Raw genomic sequence first — 21,393 nt, 5'->3', positions numbered from 1 at the left:
GTTAAGCGACAACGCCCCGCTGCACGACCTCACGGGCGAGCTTCAGATAAGCCTCAGAGGCGAGGTTCGTCGGCGCGTAATCGAAGATTGACTTCGCGGCGACCGAGGCATCAGGCAGTTTCACGGTGCGGCTGATGACCGTATCGAAGACCGTGTCGCCAAAGGTATCGACCACACGCTCAAGCACCTCGCGTGCGTGCAGCGTGCGGGAGTCATACATGGTCGCGATGATTCCATCGACCTCAATCTGCGGGTTGAGACGATCCCGAACCTTCTCGACCGTTTCGATCAGCAGCGCGACGCCGCGCAGAGCGAAGAATTCGCAGGCAAGCGGGATCAGCACGCCGTGGCTTGCGGTCAGCGCGTTGACCGTGAGCAGACCGAGTGACGGCTGGCAATCGATCAGAATCACGTCGTAGTCGGCCGCGACCTTGCGCAGCACACCCGCGAGAATCTGCTCGCGAGCGACCTCGGTGACGAGGTGAACTTCGGCGGCAGACAGGTCAATATTGGCGGGGATCACATCGAGGTTTTTGGTCTCGGTGTGCTGGATCACCTCTTGGGGATCCTTCTCCTTGCCAAGGATGAGGTCGTAGATGGTGGGCACGTCGTGTGCCTGCACCCCGAGCCCGGCAGAGAGCGCGCCCTGCGGGTCAAAATCAACGAGCAACACACGACGGCCATAGCGCGCGAGAGCGGCACCCAGGTTGATGGTCGTTGTGGTCTTGCCGACGCCACCCTTTTGGTTGCACATCGCGATGATGCGGGCAGGCCCGTGCTGCGCGAGTGGCTTTGGCGCGGGAATAATCGTTTCGGGTCGACCGGTTGGCCCCAGCACTACCTGGCCTTTCGCCATCCCGGTCCCCTTTCGTTACGTTCTCCGACGCTCCATCCTATCGTGGGGAGTGGCACCTAGCTGCCCCAACAATTGAGCGGGCGAGGCGAGTGAATACTGCCTAGGCATTCATCTCTCCCCGCCCGCTCAGTTGCTACCGAAACGCGAGTTACTTGCTGGGCCTGTAGTCCAGCACAAGCCGGTAAATAAACGCGGCCATCGCCTGTCGCGAAAGTTCGTCCTTCGGCCAATATTCCTTCGTCGACCCGACGCGGTTGCCCGTGGAGAGCCCCTCGTCATACATCCACGAGATCTCCTTGTAGAACGACATACCGGGCTTCATATCCACCATCGGCGACACCGCGGGTGCTTTGTAGTTCTTCGGTGCCTCCATGCGGTAGATGAACGCTGCCATTGCCTCACGCGAGAGTGAGTTGTAGGGGCGGAACGTCGGCTTACCGGAAGGCTCTCTCCAGCCAGTGGAGAGTCCGGCCTCGTACATCCACGCGATCTCCTTGTAGAAGGAATCGCCGGGCTTCACGTCCGCGAATGGAGAGACCTTGGGTGCTTTGTAGTTCTTGGGAGCTTCCATGCGATAGATGAACGCCGCCATTGCTTGACGCTCCAGGTTGTTCTGGGGTTTGTAGAGCGGCTTACCTACGGGCTGACGCCATCCGGTGGAGTACTTCATGCACTCCATCCAGTCGATCTCTTTATAGAACTTGTGCGACAGCGGCGTATCGGCGAACACGGGCACCTTGCGAGGAGCCGCGCAGGGACCCGGGTTCACGGCAGTCGGGGCGACCGTCACCTTGACCGACACCTTCGAGGCCGCATGGTTCTTGTCGCCCGCGTACTCAGCCACAATTGTCCGGGTCTCTTTAACCTTCGGGATCGACCAGTTCGTGAGCGTTGCCTTGTAGCTACCGTCATTCGCGACCGTTGCGGTGCCAATATTCTTGCCCGCAGACGTGAGCGTGACAGTACCCGTTGGGATTGTGCCGTACTGCGCTGTCACCTTGCCAGCGACAGACTTCTGATCCTTGTTGAGGGCGACAGCAGTCGCGGTCGTCGCCTGCTTCACCGTCAGCTTCGCTGAGCCCGATGCAAACACGAGCTTCCCAGTCTCGGTGTCAACAACAGACATCGACACGGTGTGCTCTCCCGCGGAGTGCGCAGCAGCGGGAATCGGAAAGCTCAGGTCGGCGGAATTGCCGTCAAGGGCGATCGGGCCATAGGTGGTCCCGTCGATATCAACAACCGCGCTCACGCGCTCCGGAGGATCAACAACACTGACGTCGATCGTCGCCGCCTGACCGTAGGTCACTGTTACATCGTTTGCGGCGATCGTCACGTCGACCGGCTCTCCGATCGTGAACGTGAAGGTTCCCGTGATCACGTTGCCGAACGCATCCGTGCGGGTCACGGTGATCGGAAACGTACCCAATTCGGTTGGTGTTCCGGAGATCTTTCCGGTGGCGTCAACCGTAAGTCCCGGCACCTCTCCACTCGTCAAAGCGAAAGGCCCCTCAACGAAACCGTCAGTGACGCTCAGTTGGAAATTGTAGGCCCGATCCAAAGCTGCAGTTGGCGGAGCCTCGATGAAGTCAGCACGCGACAGGGGGTAGGTGAGCGTCGCCGAGTAGGTGGCGCCCGATCCCGGCCACGGATCACCCGCGACCTTAGTCGTCAGCGCTGTCGCGTCGTCAGCGAGACCCGACCACACGGTGACTCCCTCAGGAGTCGTCGTGGCTCCAGAAGAGGTGGTGAGCACGACATCGTCAAACATCTTGAATGGCGCATTGTTTGCTACGAGCCTACGATACGTTGACTCGGTGCGCGAAGCGACAACGGGCACACCCTCGACGCGCTGGTTGAGGAACCCCACCTGCTGCAGAGCAGGCCAGGTATCGATCATGGTCAAGTCAGAGACCCTTGCTCCGTTGACGTTCACAATTTCAAGTCGCGGAAGCCCGGCGACAGGTGAGAGGTCTGAAACCTCGGTGTTCGGGCCGGAGAGCGACACAAGCTTCGGCATGCCCGCCAGCGGGCTCACATCACTGACGGAGGTCTCCTGAAAATAGACCGAAATCATGTTCGTGAGACCGGTCAAGGGCTCGAGGCTGGAAACCTTCGTTCCCGCAAGCTCGATACGCCAGAGAAGGTCTTTGCCCCTCACCGGCTCGAGGTCTGACACGGTGGTCCAGTTAAATCGCAGGAGGTTGATCTTCGGCATGGTCGCGATCGCGTCTATATCCGAGATCTTTGTACTACTTACGTTGAGCTGAGCCATCTCTGAGATGCCACGCAGCGGCTCAATGGTCGTGAACGGGTTGCCGCTCAGATCCACAATCGACAGTGCCGACGCGTACTCAAGGCCGGTAAGGTCGGCGATCCCAGCGTTCGTCGCGGTCAGTGACCGCAGGTTCTTCATGTTCCCACGAGTCGGCGTTCCGATCGACTTCGTCACAGCGGCTCGCAGCGCAGCATCTGGAATGTCTACCAAGACGTTGTCATCCGCCGCTGCAGCGCGCGCCAGGCGCGTCTGCTTTGGAGCTGGTGCGTCGGGTGTTACGGCAGCAAGATCGTCGTGACCAAGCGGAATATTCGTGACCTGCCCAGGCTTCACAGGCGCAACCGCGGTATCCGCTGACTCCGGCTCAACTGCGTTCGCGGATGCAGCACTACCCACCGGCACAACCGCACCAAACGCCAGGCCGGCAACCAGCACAGCCGCTGTAAGCACCGACCGGCCCGATCGCGCGGTCTCAAAACGTGCACTCAACATTGAACTCCCCCCAAAAGAGCTTGTCTCGGCAACCGAAGCATGGCGCGCTTTTCCCAAACCAAGCAGGCAGAGCAGGAAGACGTCTATGGCGCAGCGAATAATCGCTTACATAGGCGGAGACTCCCCAGTCAATCCACTCGGCACCATGTGTCATCTAGAAGACAGGTGTCACCGATCTATCCATCATCGCACATTTTTCTGGGAGATCAAGTCGAACGCTACTTCGCGCGGGGATGGGCCTCAATGTAGCGCTCCCGCAAGGTGTCCGCCGTCACCTGGGTGTAGATCTGAGTTGTGGTTACAGACGCGTGGCCCAGCAGCTCCTGTACCGTGCGCACGTCTGCCCCACCGGCGAGCAGGTGGGTTGCAAAAGAATGACGAAGGGTGTGCGGCGACACCTCTGCCGTGATGCCGGCCCGCTCTGCCGCCGCACGAATCACAAGCCACGCACTCTGCCGCGAAAGCCTTGCACCACGCGGCCCCACGAACAGCGCAGGGGTTCCTCGTCCGTGAGCCACCATCGCGGGTCGCGCCCTGACCAGATAGGCGGCGAGCGCGCGCCCGGCGTAGCTGCCGTAGGGCACGATTCGCTGCTTCGCTCCTTTGCCCGTGACCCGCAAGAATCCACCCTCCTCTAGTGCGTGTTCAGGATCACCCCAGGCGTCATCGTGATCGGGCGCAGCAAGCAGGTCGTCAACATCAAGCGCGGTGACCTCACTCACGCGTGCACCACTCGCGTAGAGCAGCTCAAGAAGCGCACGGTCTCGCAGAGCGACGGGGTCCTCGCCCCCAGCAGCGGCGAGCAGGGCCTCAACCTCTTCGATTGGTAGCGCCTTTGGCAAGCGCTGGGCACGCTTTGGTGTGCGCACGGTTGTCGCCACGTTCTCCGGGAGCAGGCCCTCGTCGAAAAGAAACCGGTGCATTCCCCGCACCGTCGACAGACGACGAGTGATCGATGCCGAGGCCAGATCCTGCGCCGCGAGTTCTGCCACATAGCTGGCGAGGGTGTCTTGAGTGACCTCGGCGAGGTTCTCGAGCTCCCGTGTTTCCAACCAGGCGGCATACGCTTCAAGATCCCTTCGATAGGCGGCCTGGCTGTTTGCAGAAAGCCCACGTTCTATGGCGACATAGCGCAGGTACCGTTGCGCTCCCTGCGGTGCAGTCAGATCCATTAGGCCGAACGTTCTCCCCGCGAGGCTTCGCGGGCGGTCCAGGGCAGCTGGGGATCGCGCAGCGTTTTCCAACCCCTACCTTTTGCGGCCAGGGTGGCGAGCACGGCACTCGCCGTAACCGCGTTCTTAACGCTGCCATCAAGCACCGCAGAAACGGCGTCTTCGAGCGGCACCCAGTGCGGCACAAACTCCGCTTCCTCTTCACCACGCACGTAGTCGTGCTCAACCGTGTGGAGGTCGCGTGCAAGAAACACGCGCATAGCCTCGCTGGATCCTCCCGGTGAGAGAAAGAGATCTAGCAACAAATCCCAGCGTTCGGCCCCCAGGTCTACTTCCTCGGCCAGTTCCCGTTGGGCGGTTCGCAATCCGGATTCGCCGGGCATGTCCATAAGGCCCGCTGGGATCTCCCAGTCGCGATGCGCAATGGGGTGCCGATACTGCTTGATCAGCAGCACACGATCTTCAGCGTCGAGCGCGAGCACCGCGACGGCTCCGGGGTGATCCATGTAGTCACGCTCAAGCGTGGCCCCACCGAATTCAAACCGGTCTCGACGAATGTCCCAGACGTGGCCGCGCACGAGCAACTCGCTGTCGAGCACCCGCGGCGCGGCCGGCTCGTCAATAAGCGACGAGCCCGCGTCTGAATTGTTAGTCGCCACTCTCTACCTCGAAGAGGCGTGCGGCCTCGCGACGTTCGATTGCGGCTTCCACGAGCCCCGCAAACAGCGGGTGCGGGCGGCCCGGGCGCGACCGCAACTCGGGGTGTGCCTGGGTAGCGATGTAGAAGGGGTGCACCGTTGTGGGCAGCTCAACGTACTCAACGAGCTGGCCGTCGGGGCTGGTGCCGGAGAACGAGAGTCCAGCCTCGCCAATCTGATCGCGGTAGCGGTTGTTGACCTCGTAGCGGTGACGGTGGCGTTCCTTCGACGTGTTTGCACCGTAGAGGCTAGCCGCAAGGGATCCTTCTGCGAGCTTTGCCTCGTAGATGCCGAGGCGCATGGTGCCGCCCAGGTCGCCGCCGTCGATGATGTCGACCTGCTCGTCCATCGTCGCGATGACGGGAACCGGGGTCTCGGGATCAAACTCGGTTGAGGAGGCGCCCTCGAGGCCTGCAGCGTTTCGTGCGTACTCGATCACCATGCACTGCAAGCCGAGGCACAGGCCCAGAGTCGGAATGCCGTTCTCACGAGCGAAGCGCAGTGCGCCGAGCTTGCCCTCGATGCCTCGCACGCCAAACCCACCGGGCACGCAGATGCCGTTGACGTCTCCCAGGGCTTCAAGCGCGCCCTCGGGTGTCTCGCAATCATCGGAGGCGACCCACTTAATGTTGACCTTCGTCGAGTGAGCGAAGCCCCCGGCACGCAGCGCCTCGGTAACCGAGAGGTACGCATCGGGCAGATCAATGTACTTGCCGACGAGCGCGAGCGTCACTTCACCCTTGGGGTGGTGCACGGCGTCGAGCACCGGCTGCCATCCGGCCCAGTCAACCTCGGTCGCCCGATCGTCGAGCTGCAGGTTCTCAACGATGGTCTGATCCAGCTTCTGGCTGTTCAGCAGCTTCGGCAGGTCATAGATGCTCTTCACGTCGATCGCATTGACAACCGCGCTCTCGTCAACATCGCACATGAGCGCGATCTTACGAAGATTGTCGTTTGTCACCGGGCGATCACTGCGAAGCACAAGTGCGTCGGGCTGGATGCCGATGGAGCGGAGGGCCGCAACCGAGTGCTGGGTGGGTTTGGTCTTCTGTTCGCCGGAAGCACCCATAAATGGCACAAGTGAAACGTGCACAAAAAAGACGTTGTTGCGGCCGAGTTCGTGGCGCACCTGACGCGCCGCCTCGAGGAAGGGCTGCGACTCAATATCGCCGACGGTGCCACCAACCTCGGTAATGATCACGTCAGGCTGCGGGGTCTCGGAAGCCTGCAGGCGCATGCGACGCTTGATCTCGTTGGTGATGTGCGGGATGACCTGAACGGTGTCTCCCAGGTACTCACCGCGGCGTTCCTTCGCGATAACGGTGGAGTAAATCTGCCCGGTCGTCACGTTGGCGGCCTGCGACAGGTTAATGCCGAGGAATCGCTCGTAGTGACCGATATCGAGATCTGTCTCTGCCCCATCGTCGGTGACGAACACCTCACCGTGCTGGAACGGGTTCATTGTTCCAGGATCAACGTTGAGATAGGGGTCAAGCTTCTGCATAACGACCCGCAAGCCGCGCGCAGTCAACAGATTTCCGAGACTTGCAGCGGTAAGACCCTTACCGAGCGATGAGACAACACCCCCGGTCACAAAGATGTGTTTGGTGATACCGGCCTGGTCCGCGTTCTTGTCTACTCCCACGGGCTTCAATCCTATCAGTGAACTCACGTGTCGTGTAAGCGTTGGTGTTACCGAAGCTCTTGTCTGGGCACCCACACCTGTTTAATGATCATCAGTACCATCGCCGTCACGGGGATGGCGATGAGGGCACCAAGCAGCCCGAGCAGCGTGCCACCCGCAAGTGCACCAATAACAACAAGGGCACCCGGCACAGAAACCACTCGGTTCATGATGCGCGGTGTGAGCACGTACGCCTCGATCTGCATGTAGATCAAGTAATAAATTGCGGCAATAAGTGCCGTCGTCGGCGAGTCGAACAACCCGACAAGCGCAACAAGCACGGTTGCCATCAGTGACCCGATGAGTGGGATCAGCGCGAGCATAAACACGCCGACCGCAACAAGGCCAGCGAACGGCACACCGACGATCGTCATCATGATGAAGCCGAGCACCGAGTTAATGAACGCGAGTGTCACCATGCCGCTGATGTACCCACCAACGGACTTCGTGACCTGCTCGGTGATGTCGATCACCTTTGAACGCCCAGAGCGTGGCACAAGCGTGTAGAACGCCCGCTTAATGGTCTTTAGTGACGCGAGGAAATACAGGGTGAGGATCAGCACGATCAGACCAGCGGTGAGCCCGTTGGCGATGCCAATACCGGCTTGCCACACACCACCGGCGACCTGCGCCCAGTTCTCGGGTTTGCCAACGAAATTCTGGCCCATTTTCAGCAGACCGTCGAAGTCAATAAACTGCCCAAATCGGTCGTTGAGGTCTGCGAACCAGGGCTGCTTGGTGATATCACTGACCAGGGTCGGGGCGCTCTTAATCAGCTGGGTGATCTGGTTCGCAATCATCGGGATGATAATCGCGAGGAGCCCCGCAATCACAAGCACAAAGCTTGCAAACACGACCGCGATCCCGAGGGGACGATTCAGTCCCTTGCGTTCAAGCCAGCGCACAACCGGATCGAGCCCCAGAGCGACGAACAGCGCCGCCACAACGTACATGATGATGGCACTGAGCTCACCAACGATGGCCCCGAACAGCATAGCGACGAGCACACCAAGGGTGACCGTAAAGCCGAGCTGGAACGGAGCACGAATCACAAACTCGCGTGCGGGCGTCTTCGCGCGCTCCTCCTGCGCATCCGCCGCCGCCTCGCGTGAGTCGCGATACATCGCACGTGTCTCAGCGTCGAGCTGCTCGAGATCGACGTGCACGACGTCAGGGTGCGTGTCTAAATATGCTGCCTGCGCAACACTATCGCCCTCTTTATCGGGCTGGACTTTATCGCCGCGTCGTCCCCAGAACTTAACCATGGATGGAGCGTATCAGCAGCCAAGGACATTTACGTCGTCTGGAGTGGGTTACTTTGGCAGATCAAGCAACTCAGCTGCGTGCTCTAGCGCGCTCGCTGAATCGCTGAGCCCCGAGAGCAGGCGCGCCATCTCGGCGAGACGCTCGTCACCCTCAAGCCTGCGACAGCTACTCTCTGTAAACCCGCCGCTCGAATCTTTCACCACACGCAGGTGATTGTTCGCAAAGGCGGCGACTTGCGCGAGGTGTGTCACAACAATGACCTGCGATGTTCTGGCCAGTCGCGCCAGCCTTCGACCGATCTCAATTGCTGCGGCACCACCGACACCAGAATCAACCTCGTCAAACACAAACGTTGGCACGGGATCAACCGCAGCGACAACAACCTCAAGCGCCAGCATGACCCGCGAGAGTTCACCACCAGAGGCACTCTTTGCGATTGGCCGCGGCGATGATCCGGGGTGCGGGCTCAGCAAAAATTGCACCTCGTCTGCCCCCGAGCCGCCGAGTTCGTCGAGGGGTTTCACCTCGCCAACAAACTCGGCGTCAGGAAGTGCGAGCTGTCGCAGTTCAACTGTCACACGCTTCGAGAGCTCCACAGCTGCGTCCGTGCGCAACCGAGTGAGTTCGGCAGCAAGGTCAGCCTCGTGTTGAGTTGCCGCAGCGAGTCGCGACTCAAGCTCCTCGATGGTTGCGTCGTCACCATCAAGCTCGGCAAGGCGGCGCGCGCCTGCCTCAGCGTAGTCAATCACGGCGGAGGAGTTCGGGCCGTACTGTCTAAACAGCACTCCGAGCATCGCAAAGCGCTCGTTGGCGCGCGCAAGTTCGCCGGGCCCCTCCTGGTCGAGGTCTCCCGCGTAGGCGGCAAGCTCACGGGCCGCGTCAGCTATCTGAAAGCTTGCACTGCGCAGGGTCTCGAGAGTGGCTTCAAGCCGCCGATCGAACCCAGCGGCGCGTTCAACCTCACGAATCGCGGAGTCCACTAGTCCCCCGGCATCTCGGCTCAGTGGATCATCTGACTCTGTTGCAAGCGCCTCGTGAGCTGTCGAGGTGGCTGCCCGCAACGCCTCAACGTTATTCAGAAGCTCGATCCGCTCGGCCAGCTCTGTCTCTTCGCCCGGTTGTGGATCAACGCCGGCGATCTCGTCGAGCTCGGCCCGCAAGCGGGTGGCTTCGGTGATGCGCTCATCAAGCGCATCACGAAGCTCTGCAACCCGAGTTGCAAGTGTCTGTCGTTCCCGGTGAACCCCACGGTACGTGCTGAGCACACGCGAAATCTCTTCGCCGCCGAACCGGTCGAGGGTGTCACGCTGCGCGGCGAGGGATCGAAGCCGCAGCTGTTCAGACTGGCCGTGCACAGCAAAGAGTCGTTCTGCAAGACGCACCAGACTGCCCGCAGGAGCGTTGGCGCCGCCAACACTCGCCCGGCTTCGCCCCTCAGAGCTCACGCTGCGACCCATCAGCAGTTCGCCGTCTTCGACGTCTCCTCCGAGCTCGTCAACGATCTCGGCGACCTGCGGATCGCTCGTGCGAACGATGCCGCTCACTCGCGCCTGGGTGGCCCCGTTCCGCACGGCACTGGCGTCAGCGCGCGCTCCCATCAGAAGTCCGAGCGCACTTACGACCATGGTCTTGCCTGCGCCAGTCTCACCCGTGATCGCTGTAAATCCCGGCCCCAGCGCAAGCGTCGTGTCGACGATCACACCGAGGTCTCTGATCCTCAGTTCTTCAATCATGCGACACCTCCTGTGCCGCTACGGGTCCCTCGCCAGCCGTCGACGGGCAGGTGGAACTTACGAACCAGCCTGTCGGAGAACACCGCCTCGTTCAACCGAGCGAGCCGCACCGAATGCTGGGAACGACGAACACTCACCACAGAACCCGCCGGCAGTTCCGTGCGGCGACGCCCGTCGCACCACAGAACCCCCGGCCCGACGTTCTCCGGTAGAATTCTCACGGTCAGTTCAGAATCAGGGCCGGTGACCAGAGGCTTGTTGAATAGCGCGTGTGCGGCAATCGGCACGAGCAGCATCGCTTGCACTCCAGGCCAAACAACCGGTCCCCCGGCAGAAAACGCGTACGCGGTTGAACCTGTGGGAGTCGCCAAGACCACACCATCGCAGGCAAAAGACGAGAGCGGACGATCGTCGACGCCCACAGCGACCTCAAGCATGCGCCGACGCTTTTCAACGCTCGCTTCATTCAGCGCCCAGGTCTCTGCGATCACATCACCGTCGAGCGTAGCGCGCACCTCGATTGTGAGCCGCTCCTCGACCGTGTAATCGCGTCGTAGCACCCGGTCGATCGTGGAGGCCAGATCGTAGCTCTCCATCTCGGCGAGAAACCCGACGTGCCCGAGGTTGACGCCCACGATGGGGCATTCAGAGCCGCGAATCAGTTCAGCAGCGCGCAGGATGGTGCCGTCACCGCCAAGCACAAGGGCAATCTCTAGGTCTTCAACGGCAACATCTTTACCGAGTTCCGCTGTGCCCGAAGTATCAAAGTATGAGCCGAAGTCTTCGCGATCCTGCGCCTCGAGCACCAGAGCAACCCCGGCCTCGCGCAGCGCAGAAACTACCTCAATCGTGGCAGCGACCGCTTCTTCGCGGTGCGTGTGGGAGACGACAAGTATTCGTCGCGCCCGCTCACCATGCACCGTGGTCATGCCGCTCCGTTCGTTTTGGATTCAGTGTCGGGTTCGGGGTGGCTCGCAGCCAGCTCCAGAATCCGCGCTTCCCATTCTGCCGGATCAAGCCCGCCCGTGCGCGTGAAGTGTCCCAGGTATTCCTGGTTACCCTGTCCGCCAAGAATCGGGGATCGAGCGAGGGCATTCGCGGCGAAGCCATTCTCTGCAGCGGCGCGAAGCACGATCCTGATCGCTTCGGCCCGCAGCTGAGGGTCAGTGACGACCCCATCGCGCACCCGTCCGACCTCGAACTGAGGCTTAATGAGCAGCACGACGTCGGCTTGCGGGCCCACCACCCGGGCGATTGCAGGCAAGATCAAACTCAACGAAATGAAAGACAGGTCACCAACCACCAGCTCCGGCGCATCCGCGATTCCCGTCAGCTCGGCCAGGCTCTCAGCCGTAAGCTCCCGCGCGTTGCAGCCCTCGACCACACGCACGCGCTCGTCTTCACGCAGCTCTGAAACGAGTTGCCCGTGCCCCACATCGACCGCCTGCACAGCTCTGGCGCCACGCTCAAGCAGCACCTGGGTGAAGCCTCCCGTGGACGCGCCGAGGTCGAGCGCGAGCTTACCCGCCGGGTCCACTCGAAATTCGTCGAGCGCTCGAAGAAGCTTGTGAGCGGCCCGGCTCACGTAGTGGTCACTGAGGCTGACCTCAATTCGGGATCCGTGAACCGTCTTCGCCCCGGCCTTCAGCACGATGGCACCATTGAGCGCCACCTTTCCCGCGAGGATCATTTCGCTGGCTTGGCTGCGGGATCTGGCAAGACCCAACTCGGGCAGCGCGCGGTCAAGCCGCTCGGTTTCCCCGTCCCACACGGCCGAGCGCCGAGCTTCTGGGTTCGCCTCTTGCCCGGGCTCAGGCACCACCATGGTCACCCCGCTGCAGCTCAGCGAGCAGTTCGTCATGGACCTGCTCGAACTGCGCCGCGCGCTGTTCAAGTGGTTGAGCCTCGATGAGCTCGATACGACCGAGCAAACCGTCTTCAGAGGGTCGCGCAGCCGCAGGTTTGCTCGCCTCAGCCTCGGTCAACTGATCCTCGATTTCGCTCATGGTTCAAGCCTAGTCATCCCCTCCGACACGGACGGGATTTTCCACAAGCTGCGCTCAGAAGTCCCAGCTGAAACCCCTTAGCGCCAGTGATCCTCATAGAGAATCTCAGGAACCTGAAGTCCATAGATCGCGAGACCCGAGGCCCAAATCGCCGCACATCCTGCACGCAGCAGGTTGATCTGCGAATCACCCTCGGCAACCACCGAGGCGATGTGGCCGTCCATGCGCACGCGCGCGCTGCCGACCCGCACCGATCCGTCCTTCAGCGTCTCCACCGATGGATATGGTTCGTGCAGTTCAGCAAGCGACGCGACGATGTAGTCGGGCTGCATATCTTTGGAGGCCGCAACAAGCTGCTTCGGCCGATCCACCCCGGTGAGCACGTGCACGGAGGCGATGCCCGCGGCGCGCGCGCCCTTAATGTCGGTGTCGAGACGATCGCCGATCATCAGCGCGTTTCGGGTACCAAATCGCTCAAAAGCGGCCTCGTAGATCGGCGTCTCCGGTTTGCCCGCAAAAACAGGCAGACGCTGCACGGCCGTGTGCACAGCTGACACGAGGGTGCCGTTACCCGGGGCAAGTCCGCGAGCAACCGGAATCGTCCAGTCGGTATTCGTAGCGATCCAGGGAAGCGGATCGCGGCCCGGCTCCTCAGCAAGCGCAAAGGCAGCCTCTGCGAGTTGTTCCCATCCGACGGAGGGATCAAACCCCTGCACTACCGCGGCGGGATTGTCATCAGCGCTCCGCGTAATCTCGAAGCCGGCCTTGCCGAGTTCATCGGTGAGGCCCTCACCACCGACCACGAGCACACGGGAACCGCTCGGGATCGTTTCCGCGAGCAACGCAACCGCGGCCTGAGGTGAGGTCACCACGTCAGACGCCTCGGCCCGCAGGCCGAACCCGCGCAGTTGTTCGGCCACTGCACGGTCGCTACGGGAGGCGTTGTTGGTGAGATACCCGAGGCGGATTTCTGCCCGGTTCAGCTGCTCCACAGCGTTCGGGATCGCGCCCGGCCCGCGGTACACAACTCCGTCGAGATCGGTGAGCAGCAGTTCCCGCCCCTCGAATGGAGCGGGATCAAAGGCCGAGCTTTTGTTCCAGAAGGCCATTATTTGGCCTCCTGTTCGTTTCCGTCCTGGTTTGCGCCACTCTGCTCATCGCTGTCAATGATTCCGGCCTCCGCGAGCAACTCGTCCACTTCGTCTTCGATCGAAATGTCGGCGGCCTCAGGCTCTGCATCATTAGCTGCAGACTCATCCGCGCTGTCAGCGATCGCTGAATCTTCGAGGATCTCCTCGCCAACAGTGTCGTCGGTTGCGTCTGCGTCCTGCGCAGCATCGGTGTCGTCGCTGAAGTCCTCTTCAGTTTCTTCGACTGCGTCGTACTCGGTCTCATAGATCTCAAAGACCTCAAGCTCGTCGTGTGCCCCGACAAGATTCTGCACCGCGTTTGCGGCCTGCTCCGAACGAGCCGCCCACTCTGCGGCTTCGCTCTCACGTCCAAGATCCTCGAGCACCGCGGCGTAGGCACCAAACAGGTGCGAGCTCCAGGAGAACGCCTTCGCGGGGTTGAGCTCAGGGATCTCCAGTTCGAAGAGCGCCTGCTGAGTCTGACCCAGGTCAAGGCGCGCACCGGACATCGCAATTGCGAGGTGCACGCGCTGCTCGGTATCCAGAGTCGATGCGTCTGCCGCAAGCCCCGTCTCGATCGCACGCTCGGGGCGGCCAAGACCGCGCTCGCAGTCGACCATCAACGCAACGTGGTTGTCGAGTCCACTGAGGCGACGATAGGTACGCAGCTCACGTAGCGCGAGCGCAAAATCGCCGGTGCGGTAGGCCGTGATCGCGAGAGTTTCGCGGGTGACCGGGATCCGGCCTGCACGGCGACTTGCCGAAAGTGCATGCTGGTGCGCGAGCTCGGGATCCTCTTCAATAAGGAACGCGACCATCGCGAGGTGCCGCGCTACCCGCTCCTGAATGTCGGCCTGCAGCGTCTTAAGCTCATTGCGCGCTGCGGGGTGCAGATCGCGAGGCTGAACCTCTTCGGGAATCACCGGGTCTTGGTGACTGGCTCGCACGGGGCGAAGCTCGTGCTGCAGGCGCTCTGCCTCGGTGAACTCGCGGTCACGGCCGCCCCGGTCGCTGCGGTTGTCGCCGCGCGTACCGCCACGGCCGTAGCTCGCGGCGCTTCCGCGCTGCTCGCGAGGACCGCGGTCGCCGCGGTCGCCGCGGTCGCCGCGGTCGAAGTCACGACGCTCCGGGCGTCCGCCGTCGCGCTGCGGACGGTCATTGCGGTCACCACGATCAAAGTCGCGGCGCGGGCGATCATCACGCTGGGGTCGGTCGCTACGATCAAAGGAGCGCTGCGGACGATCCCCACCCGTCCGCTGGTCGCGACCGCCGCGGTCATCGCGCTGCGGGCGGTCGTTGCGGTCGAATGAACGCTGTGGACGGTCGTGTCGATCATTCCGGTCGAACGAGCGCTGTGGGCGGTCGCCGCCGGAACGCTGGTCGCGACCACCACGGTCATCACGCTGCGGGCGATCGTTGCGGTCGTAGCCACCGCGCTGCTCGCGGCCACCACGATCATCACGCTGTGGGCGCTGATCATCGCGCTTGTACCCGCCGCGCTGCGGGCGCTGATCATCACGACCGTAGCTTGGCCGCTGGGGACGGTCACCGCGATCGTAGCCACCGCGCTGGCCCTGGCTGCCACGATCATCACGGCTGTAACCGCCGCGCTGTGGACGCTGCTCGTCGCGACCGTAGCTGGGACGGTCAGAGCGCTCGTCACGCCCATAGTTCGAGCGCTGGGGACGGTCGCTGCGGTCGTAGCCGCCACGCTGCTCTCGTCCGCCGCGGTCGTCCCGCTGCGGACGCTGGTCATCACGGCCGTAACCTGAGCGCTGGGGCCGATCGCCACGATCATAACCGCCGCGCTGGCCTTGCCCACCGCGATCATCGCGGCTGTAGCCGCCACGTGACGGACGCTGCTCGTCGCGACCGTAGCTGTGGCGCTGCGGGCGTTCATCCCGACCAGAGCCGGAACGCTGTGGCCGATCGTTACGATCGAAGTCTCTCTTGGGACGCTCGCTGCGGTCGTATCCGCCGCGCTGTTCCCTACCGCCGCGCTCGTCGCGCTGTGGCCGATCGTTGCGGTCGCCACGAGCATTGCGGTCGTAGCCTCCGCGCTGACCACCGGCGCCACGCTGGTCGCCGCGGTTGTTGCGATCTCGGGGGTCGCGGTCGGACCGGTCGTTCCTCTGTGGGCGGTCGTTCATGTTGTTTCTCCCGAGTTGTCGCTGTTTAAATAAAAGTCTATAAATGCGAAAAGGGCTGTGTAGTGAGAGCCAGCTTTGGCAATCACTACACAACCCTCCTCTTGAAAAGTTGTCCGGCGGTGTCCTACTCTCCCACGAGGTCCCCCTCGCAGTACCATCGGCGCTGTCAGTCTTAGCTTCCGGGTTCGGAATGTGACCGGGCGTTTCCCTGACGCTATAACCACCGTAACTCTATTGACATGTCCCACACCCCACCAGAACACCCCGAAAGAGTATCCCCGTGTTGGGGTGTGTGGCCGTACGTCAAGAACCACAAAGCGGACGCGATTATCGTTACAAAAATAAGTCTTACGTCTCCACCACAAAGAGTGGAGAGAGAAGTCAAGTCATCGGCTTATTAGTACCAGTCAGCTCCACACGTTACCATGCTTCCACATCTGGCCTATCAACCCAGTCATCTACTGGGAGCCTCACCACCTCAAAGGGTGACGGAAATCTCATCTCGAGGCCGGCTTCCCGCTTAGATGCTTTCAGCGGTTATCCATCCCGAACGTAGCCAACCAGCCATGCCCTTGGCAGAACAACTGGCACACCAGAGGTTCGTCCAACCCGGTCCTCTCGTACTAGGGTCAGATCCTCTCAAATTTCCAACGCGCGCAGAGGATAGGGACCGAACTGTCTCACGACGTTCTAAACCCAGCTCGCGTACCGCTTTAATGGGCGAACAGCCCAACCCTTGGGACCAACTCCAGCCCCAGGATGCGACGAGCCGACATCGAGGTGCCAAACCATGCCGTCGATATGGACTCTTGGGCAAGATCAGCCTGTTATCCCCGAGGTACCTTTTATCCGTTGAGCGACAGCGCTTCCACAAGCCACTGCCGGATCACTAGTCCCGACTTTCGTCCCTGCTCGACCTGTCAGTCTCACAGTCAAGCTCCCTTGTGCACTTACACTCGCCACCTGATTGCCAACCAGGCTGAGGGAACCTTTGGGCGCCTCCGTTACTTTTTAGGAGGCAACCGCCCCAGTTAAACTACCCACCAGGCACTGTCCCAGAACCCGATCAGGGTCCGTAGTTAGATATCCAATATGACCAGAGTGGTATTTCAACAATGACTCCACCTGAACTAGCGTCCAAGCTTCACAGTCTCCCACCTATCCTACACAAGCCACACCGAACACCAATACCAAGCTGTAGTAAAGGTCACGGGGTCTTTCCGTCCTTCTGCGCGTAACGAGCATCTTTACTCGTAGTGCAATTTCGCCGAGTTCACGGTGGAGACAGCTGGGAAGTCGTTACGCCATTCGTGCAGGTCGGAACTTACCCGACAAGGAATTTCGCTACCTTAGGATGGTTATAGTTACCACCGCCGTTTACTGGGGCTTAAATTCAAAGCTTCGACCGAAGTCTAACCTCTCCTCTTAACCTTCCAGCACCGGGCAGGCGTCAGTCCGTATACGTCCACTTGCGTGTTAGCACGGACCTGTGTTTTTAGTAAACAGTCGCTTCCCACTGGTCTCTGCGGCCACCACACCCTTTCGGAGTAAATCCTAATAAGTGGATGGCCCCCCTTCTCCCGAAGTTACGGGGGCATTTTGCCGAGTTCCTTCACCATGATTATCTCGATCTCCTGAGTATTCTCTACCTGACCACCTGAGTCGGTTTGGGGTACGGGCAACAGCAAACCTCACGTCGATGCTTTTCTCGGCAGCATAGGATCACCTGCTTCCCCATACGGGTCCGCATCATGTCTCACCCAAAGCCGAAAACTATTAATAATCGACGGGCTACACATTTACACCGGGACAACCATCGCCCGGCACAGGCTACCTTCCTGCGTCACACCTCACGCTCACCACCCCAGTTCGGGTTCGCAGCCTCCACCCCACATCACCCGAAGGATCCATGAAGTTTCAGTTTGCTTAGCACTACTAGTTAGGTCTTTGACGGTTTACCGCCGGTACGGGAATATCAACCCGTTGTCCATCGACTACGCCTGTCGGCCTCGCCTTAGGTCCCGACTTACCCAGGGAAGATTAGCTTGACCCTGGAACCCTTGGTCTTCCGGAGGACGGGTTTCTCACCCGTCTTTCGCTACTCATGCCTGCATTCTCACTCGTGTGGCATCCACGGCTGGTTCACACCGCCGCTTCACTCGCCACACGACGCTCTCCTACCCATCCATACGGCTGGACCACGAAGGCCTACCTGTTATATGAATGCCACAACTTCGGTGGCGTGCTTGAGCCCCGTTACATTGTCGGCGCGGAATCACTTGACCAGTGAGCTATTACGCACTCTTTCAAGGGTGGCTGCTTCTAAGCCAACCTCCTGGTTGTCACAGCAACTCCACATCCTTTTCCACTTAGCACGCGCTTTGGGACCTTAGTTGGTGATCTGGGTTGTTTCCCTCTCGACAATGAAGCTTATCCCCCACTGTCTCACTGCTGCGCTCTCACTTACCGGCATTCGGAGTTTAGCTGACGTCAGTAACCTTGTAGGGCCCATCGGCCATCCAGTAGCTCTACCTCCGGCAAGAAACACGCAACGCTGCACCTAAATGCATTTCGGAGAGAACCAGCTATCACGAAGTTTGATTGGCCTTTCACCCCTATCCACAGCTCATCCCCTCAGTTTTCAACCTAAGTGGGTTCGGTCCTCCACGCGCTCTTACACGCGCTTCAACCTGGCCATGGATAGATCACTTCGCTTCGGGTCTAGGACATGCGACTGAATCGCCCTATTCAGACTCGCTTTCGCTACGGCTACCCCACACGGGTTAACCTCGCCACATATCGCTAACTCGCAGGCTCATTCTTCAAAAGGCACGCTGTCACACCTACAAGGGTGCTCCAACGGATTGTAAGCAAACGGTTTCAGGTACTATTTCACTCCCCTCCCGGGGTACTTTTCACCTTTCCCTCACGGTACTAGTCCGCTATCGGTCATCTGGGAGTATTTAGGCTTATCAGGTGGTCCTGACAGATTCACACGGGATTTCTCGGGCCCCGTGCTACTTGGGATACACACCACGCAGTGCCACCATTTCGGATACGGGACTCTCACCCACTCCGGTCCGCCGTTCCAAGCGGTTCTCCTATAGCTACACATTCACGTCGGTAGACCGGCAGATCTACCAGGCATGTCCCACAACCCCAACCATGCAACCCCTGCCGGGTATCACACATGACTGGTTTAGCCTCATCCGGTTTCGCTCGCCACTACTACCGGAATCACATGTTGTTTTCTCTTCCTGGGGGTACTGAGATGTTTCACTTCCCCCGTTCCCTCTACCCGCCCTATATATTCAGGCGGGAGTCACCAGGTACGCACGCGCCCTGGCGGGGTTTCCCCATTCGGAAATCCTCGAATCACAGCCCGTTTATCGGCTCCCCGAGGCTTATCGCAGATTACTACGTCCTTCTTCGGCTCCAGATGCCAAGGCATCCACCGTTTGCTCTTAAAAACTTGAAATCACATAAGTATAATCATAAAAAACACACACACTCCCCAAAAGGAATGCATGCGACCAATGAAATTAATTTAAGTATCTCAAGACAAGACAAAGTCTTGTCTTGAAAGATGCTCGCGTCCACTGTGTAGTTCTCAACGTACGGTCGATCCCCGCATCATGGACAACGTGTTCCATGACCCAGGGTCAGAAGATCAGTCCCCACACCAACAATCACACTCTTACGAGCATGACCATCAATGTGACGGCTGGGCCTCCAGGACCCAATAGTATGCACAATACGCACCAACCCACATCAACCAGCAACGTTCCAACCACCCCCGAAGAGACAGCGTACTTATCACCAATCAACACGATCAATGCTTGTCAAATGTTCCACCCATGAGCAGCTCGCAGTGAACATTCGCCACTGTTCGAGCCATTCTGCAACAACATAGTTGTTGAGTGCTCCTTAGAAAGGAGGTGATCCAGCCGCACCTTCCGGTACGGCTACCTTGTTACGACTTAGTCCTAATCACCAGTCCCACCTTCGACGGCTCCCTCCACAAGGGTTAGGCCACCGGCTTCGGGTGTTACCGACTTTCATGACTTGACGGGCGGTGTGTACAAGGCCCGGGAACGTATTCACCGCAGCGTTGCTGATCTGCGATTACTAGCGACTCCGACTTCATGGGGTCGAGTTGCAGACCCCAATCCGAACTGAGACCGACTTTTTGGGATTCGCTCCACCTCGCGGTATCGCAGCCCATTGTATCGGCCATTGTAGCATGCGTGAAGCCCAAGACATAAGGGGCATGATGATTTGACGTCATCCCCACCTTCCTCCGTGTTGACCACGGCAGTATCCCATGAGTTCCCACCATAACGTGCTGGCAACATAGGACGAGGGTTGCGCTCGTTGCCGGACTTAACCGAACATCTCACGACACGAGCTGACGACAACCATGCACCACCTGTTTACGAGTGTCCAAAGAGTTGACGATCTCTCGCCCGTTCTCGTATATGTCAAGCCTTGGTAAGGTTCTTCGCGTTGCATCGAATTAATCCGCATGCTCCGCCGCTTGTGCGGGCCCCCGTCAATTCCTTTGAGTTTTAGCCTTGCGGCCGTACTCCCCAGGCGGGGAACTTAATGCGTTAGCTACGACACAGAACCCGTGGAACAGGCCCTACATCTAGTTCCCAACGTTTACGGCATGGACTACCAGGGTATCTAATCCTGTTCGCTCCCCATGCTTTCGCTCCTCAGCGTCAGTTACGGCCCAGAGATCTGCCTTCGCCATCGGTGTTCCTCCTGATATCTGCGCATTCCACCGCTACACCAGGAATTCCAATCTCCCCTACCGCACTCTAGCTTGCCCGTACCCACTGCAGGCCCGGAGTTGAGCTCCGGGATTTCACAGCAGACGCGACAAGCCGCCTACGAGCTCTTTACGCCCAATAATTCCGGACAACGCTTGCACCCTACGTATTACCGCGGCTGCTGGCACGTAGTTAGCCGGTGCTTTTTCTGCAGGTACCGTCACTTTCGCTTCTTCCCTACTAAAAGAGGTTTACAACCCGAAGGCCGTCATCCCTCACGCGGCGTTGCTGCATCAGGCTTGCGCCCATTGTGCAATATTCCCCACTGCTGCCTCCCGTAGGAGTCTGGGCCGTGTCTCAGTCCCAGTGTGGCCGGTCACCCTCTCAGGCCGGCTACCCGTCGTCGCCTTGGTGAGCCATTACCTCACCAACAAGCTGATAGGCCGCGAGTCCATCCCCAACCGATAAATCTTTCCACCCACACACCATGCGGTGATAGGTCATATCCAGTATTAGACGCCGTTTCCAGCGCTTATCCCAGAGTCAGGGGCAGGTTACTCACGTGTTACTCACCCGTTCGCCACTCTTCCACCCAGCAAGCTGGGCTTCATCGTTCGACTTGCATGTGTTAAGCACGCCGCCAGCGTTCGTCCTGAGCCAGGATCAAACTCTCCGTAAAAAATTACATGCCCACAAACCAGCGGAATAAGCCGGAACGTGAGCGAGTTCAACCTGACAAAAAACAAACATCATTACTGACGTTCATCTATAATTTTGTCCAAAAGGAATCGCCATCAACCAACCACCAAAGCGGTCAGCGACGGGATAAATAATTGGCATTTGACAATTAAAGTGCACACTATTGAGTTCTCAAGGACCAGACACCCCCCGTACACACCCAACCGGGCTTCCGAAGAGCAACCTGTCTAACTTACCACACCCGATTTCATCTTGCAAATCGTGTTGGAATTAGATTCCTTCACATGCAAGACTCACTCGTTCCGAAGACCGAGTTCCACGAGCTGTGGCGGCAAGTCTTTAGCGCAACGTTATCAGCGGGCCGCTCTCGCTACCCGCTCCGTCGCGCTGACAAGAGATAACATTACGGGGATCCCGCCTCCCCCGCAAGCTGCGCCACTTACCCGGGCGTGTCGCG

Annotated in this window: 15 protein-coding genes and 3 rRNA genes; 3 read left to right on the top strand and 15 right to left on the bottom strand. The window is 59.8% G+C overall.

The features are described from left to right. Nucleotide 1: 1 nt before the first annotated feature. The 12 genes from G7068_RS13455 to G7068_RS13400 form a co-directional block, all read right to left on the bottom strand. Complete coding sequence (locus tag G7068_RS13455) at nt 2-856, bottom strand: ParA family protein (RefSeq protein WP_166292429.1); 855 nt, start codon at nt 854-856, stop codon at nt 2-4. Between the two features lie 148 nt (nt 857-1,004). Further along, nucleotides 1,005-3,623 carry an Ig-like domain repeat protein gene (locus tag G7068_RS13450; protein ID WP_166292428.1) on the bottom strand — a complete coding sequence of 873 codons (2,619 nt, stop codon included), beginning with the start codon at nt 3,621-3,623 and terminating at the stop codon, nt 1,005-1,007. Between the two features lie 218 nt (nt 3,624-3,841). Next, nucleotides 3,842-4,795, bottom strand: coding sequence for a site-specific tyrosine recombinase XerD (gene xerD / locus G7068_RS13445; RefSeq protein WP_166292427.1), 954 nt, complete (start codon nt 4,793-4,795; stop codon nt 3,842-3,844). Next, nucleotides 4,795-5,454: an NUDIX domain-containing protein gene (locus G7068_RS13440; RefSeq protein WP_166292426.1), complete on the bottom strand. Its 660-nt coding sequence runs from the start codon at nt 5,452-5,454 to the stop codon at nt 4,795-4,797. The genes xerD and G7068_RS13440 overlap by 1 nt, the downstream gene beginning before the upstream one ends. Then, the gene (locus G7068_RS13435; protein WP_280116203.1) at nt 5,444-7,138 is read right to left on the bottom strand and encodes a CTP synthase; all 1,695 of its coding nucleotides are present in this window, start codon (nt 7,136-7,138) and stop codon (nt 5,444-5,446) included. Before G7068_RS13435 ends, G7068_RS13440 begins: the two co-directional genes overlap by 11 nt. Nucleotides 7,139-7,185: 47 nt before the next feature. Then, on the bottom strand, nt 7,186-8,442 hold the full coding sequence (locus G7068_RS13430) for an AI-2E family transporter (protein ID WP_166292425.1): 1,257 nt from the start codon (nt 8,440-8,442) through the stop codon (nt 7,186-7,188). A 48-nt stretch (nt 8,443-8,490) separates the two neighbouring features. Further along, the gene (gene recN, locus G7068_RS13425; RefSeq protein WP_166292424.1) at nt 8,491-10,176 is read right to left on the bottom strand and encodes a DNA repair protein RecN; all 1,686 of its coding nucleotides are present in this window, start codon (nt 10,174-10,176) and stop codon (nt 8,491-8,493) included. After that, complete coding sequence (locus G7068_RS13420; RefSeq protein WP_166292423.1) at nt 10,173-11,105, bottom strand: NAD kinase; 933 nt, start codon at nt 11,103-11,105, stop codon at nt 10,173-10,175. Before G7068_RS13420 ends, recN begins: the two co-directional genes overlap by 4 nt. Beyond that, on the bottom strand, nt 11,102-12,001 hold the full coding sequence (locus G7068_RS13415; RefSeq protein WP_166292422.1) for a TlyA family RNA methyltransferase: 900 nt from the start codon (nt 11,999-12,001) through the stop codon (nt 11,102-11,104). The genes G7068_RS13420 and G7068_RS13415 overlap by 4 nt, the downstream gene beginning before the upstream one ends. Continuing rightward, nucleotides 11,988-12,182 (bottom strand): hypothetical protein, encoded by a 195-nt coding sequence (locus tag G7068_RS13410; RefSeq protein ID WP_166292421.1) that lies wholly within the window; start codon nt 12,180-12,182, stop codon nt 11,988-11,990. Before G7068_RS13410 ends, G7068_RS13415 begins: the two co-directional genes overlap by 14 nt. 77 nt (nt 12,183-12,259) lie before the next feature. Further along, nucleotides 12,260-13,291 (bottom strand): HAD-IIA family hydrolase, encoded by a 1,032-nt coding sequence (locus G7068_RS13405; protein ID WP_166292420.1) that lies wholly within the window; start codon nt 13,289-13,291, stop codon nt 12,260-12,262. Then, nucleotides 13,291-14,259, bottom strand: coding sequence for a hypothetical protein (locus G7068_RS13400; protein WP_205881303.1), 969 nt, complete (start codon nt 14,257-14,259; stop codon nt 13,291-13,293). The genes G7068_RS13405 and G7068_RS13400 overlap by 1 nt, the downstream gene beginning before the upstream one ends. Between G7068_RS13400 and G7068_RS13395 the strand changes: the two genes are divergently transcribed. The 3 genes from G7068_RS13395 (at nt 14,245) to G7068_RS13385 (ending at nt 15,495) form a co-directional block, all read left to right on the top strand. Next, nucleotides 14,245-14,622: a hypothetical protein gene (locus tag G7068_RS13395; protein WP_166292419.1), complete on the top strand. Its 378-nt coding sequence runs from the start codon at nt 14,245-14,247 to the stop codon at nt 14,620-14,622. The genes G7068_RS13400 and G7068_RS13395 overlap by 15 nt on opposite strands. 15 nt (nt 14,623-14,637) lie before the next feature. Further along, nucleotides 14,638-15,084, top strand: a complete 447-nt coding sequence (locus G7068_RS13390; RefSeq protein ID WP_166292418.1) for a hypothetical protein — start codon at nt 14,638-14,640, stop codon at nt 15,082-15,084. Nucleotides 15,085-15,192: 108 nt separating this feature from the next. Beyond that, nucleotides 15,193-15,495, top strand: coding sequence for a hypothetical protein (locus tag G7068_RS13385; RefSeq protein WP_166292417.1), 303 nt, complete (start codon nt 15,193-15,195; stop codon nt 15,493-15,495). 78 nt (nt 15,496-15,573) lie between these two features. Here G7068_RS13385 and rrf read toward each other — a convergent pair. The 3 genes from rrf to G7068_RS13370 form a co-directional block, all read right to left on the bottom strand. Next, nucleotides 15,574-15,690 (bottom strand): 5S ribosomal RNA (rrf, locus tag G7068_RS13380). Nucleotides 15,691-15,839: 149 nt separating this feature from the next. Next, nucleotides 15,840-18,940, bottom strand: a 23S ribosomal RNA gene (locus tag G7068_RS13375). A 453-nt stretch (nt 18,941-19,393) separates the two neighbouring features. Beyond that, a 16S ribosomal RNA gene (locus tag G7068_RS13370) occupies nt 19,394-20,916 on the bottom strand. The 16S, 23S and 5S rRNA genes sit together here, the layout of an rRNA operon. Nucleotides 20,917-21,393 lie beyond the last annotated feature (477 nt).

The organism is Leucobacter viscericola, assembly GCF_011299575.1.
In the GTDB taxonomy this organism is placed as follows: Bacteria; Actinomycetota; Actinomycetes; order Actinomycetales; family Microbacteriaceae; genus Leucobacter; species Leucobacter viscericola.
This window is presented reverse-complemented; position numbering and strand designations above follow the sequence as displayed.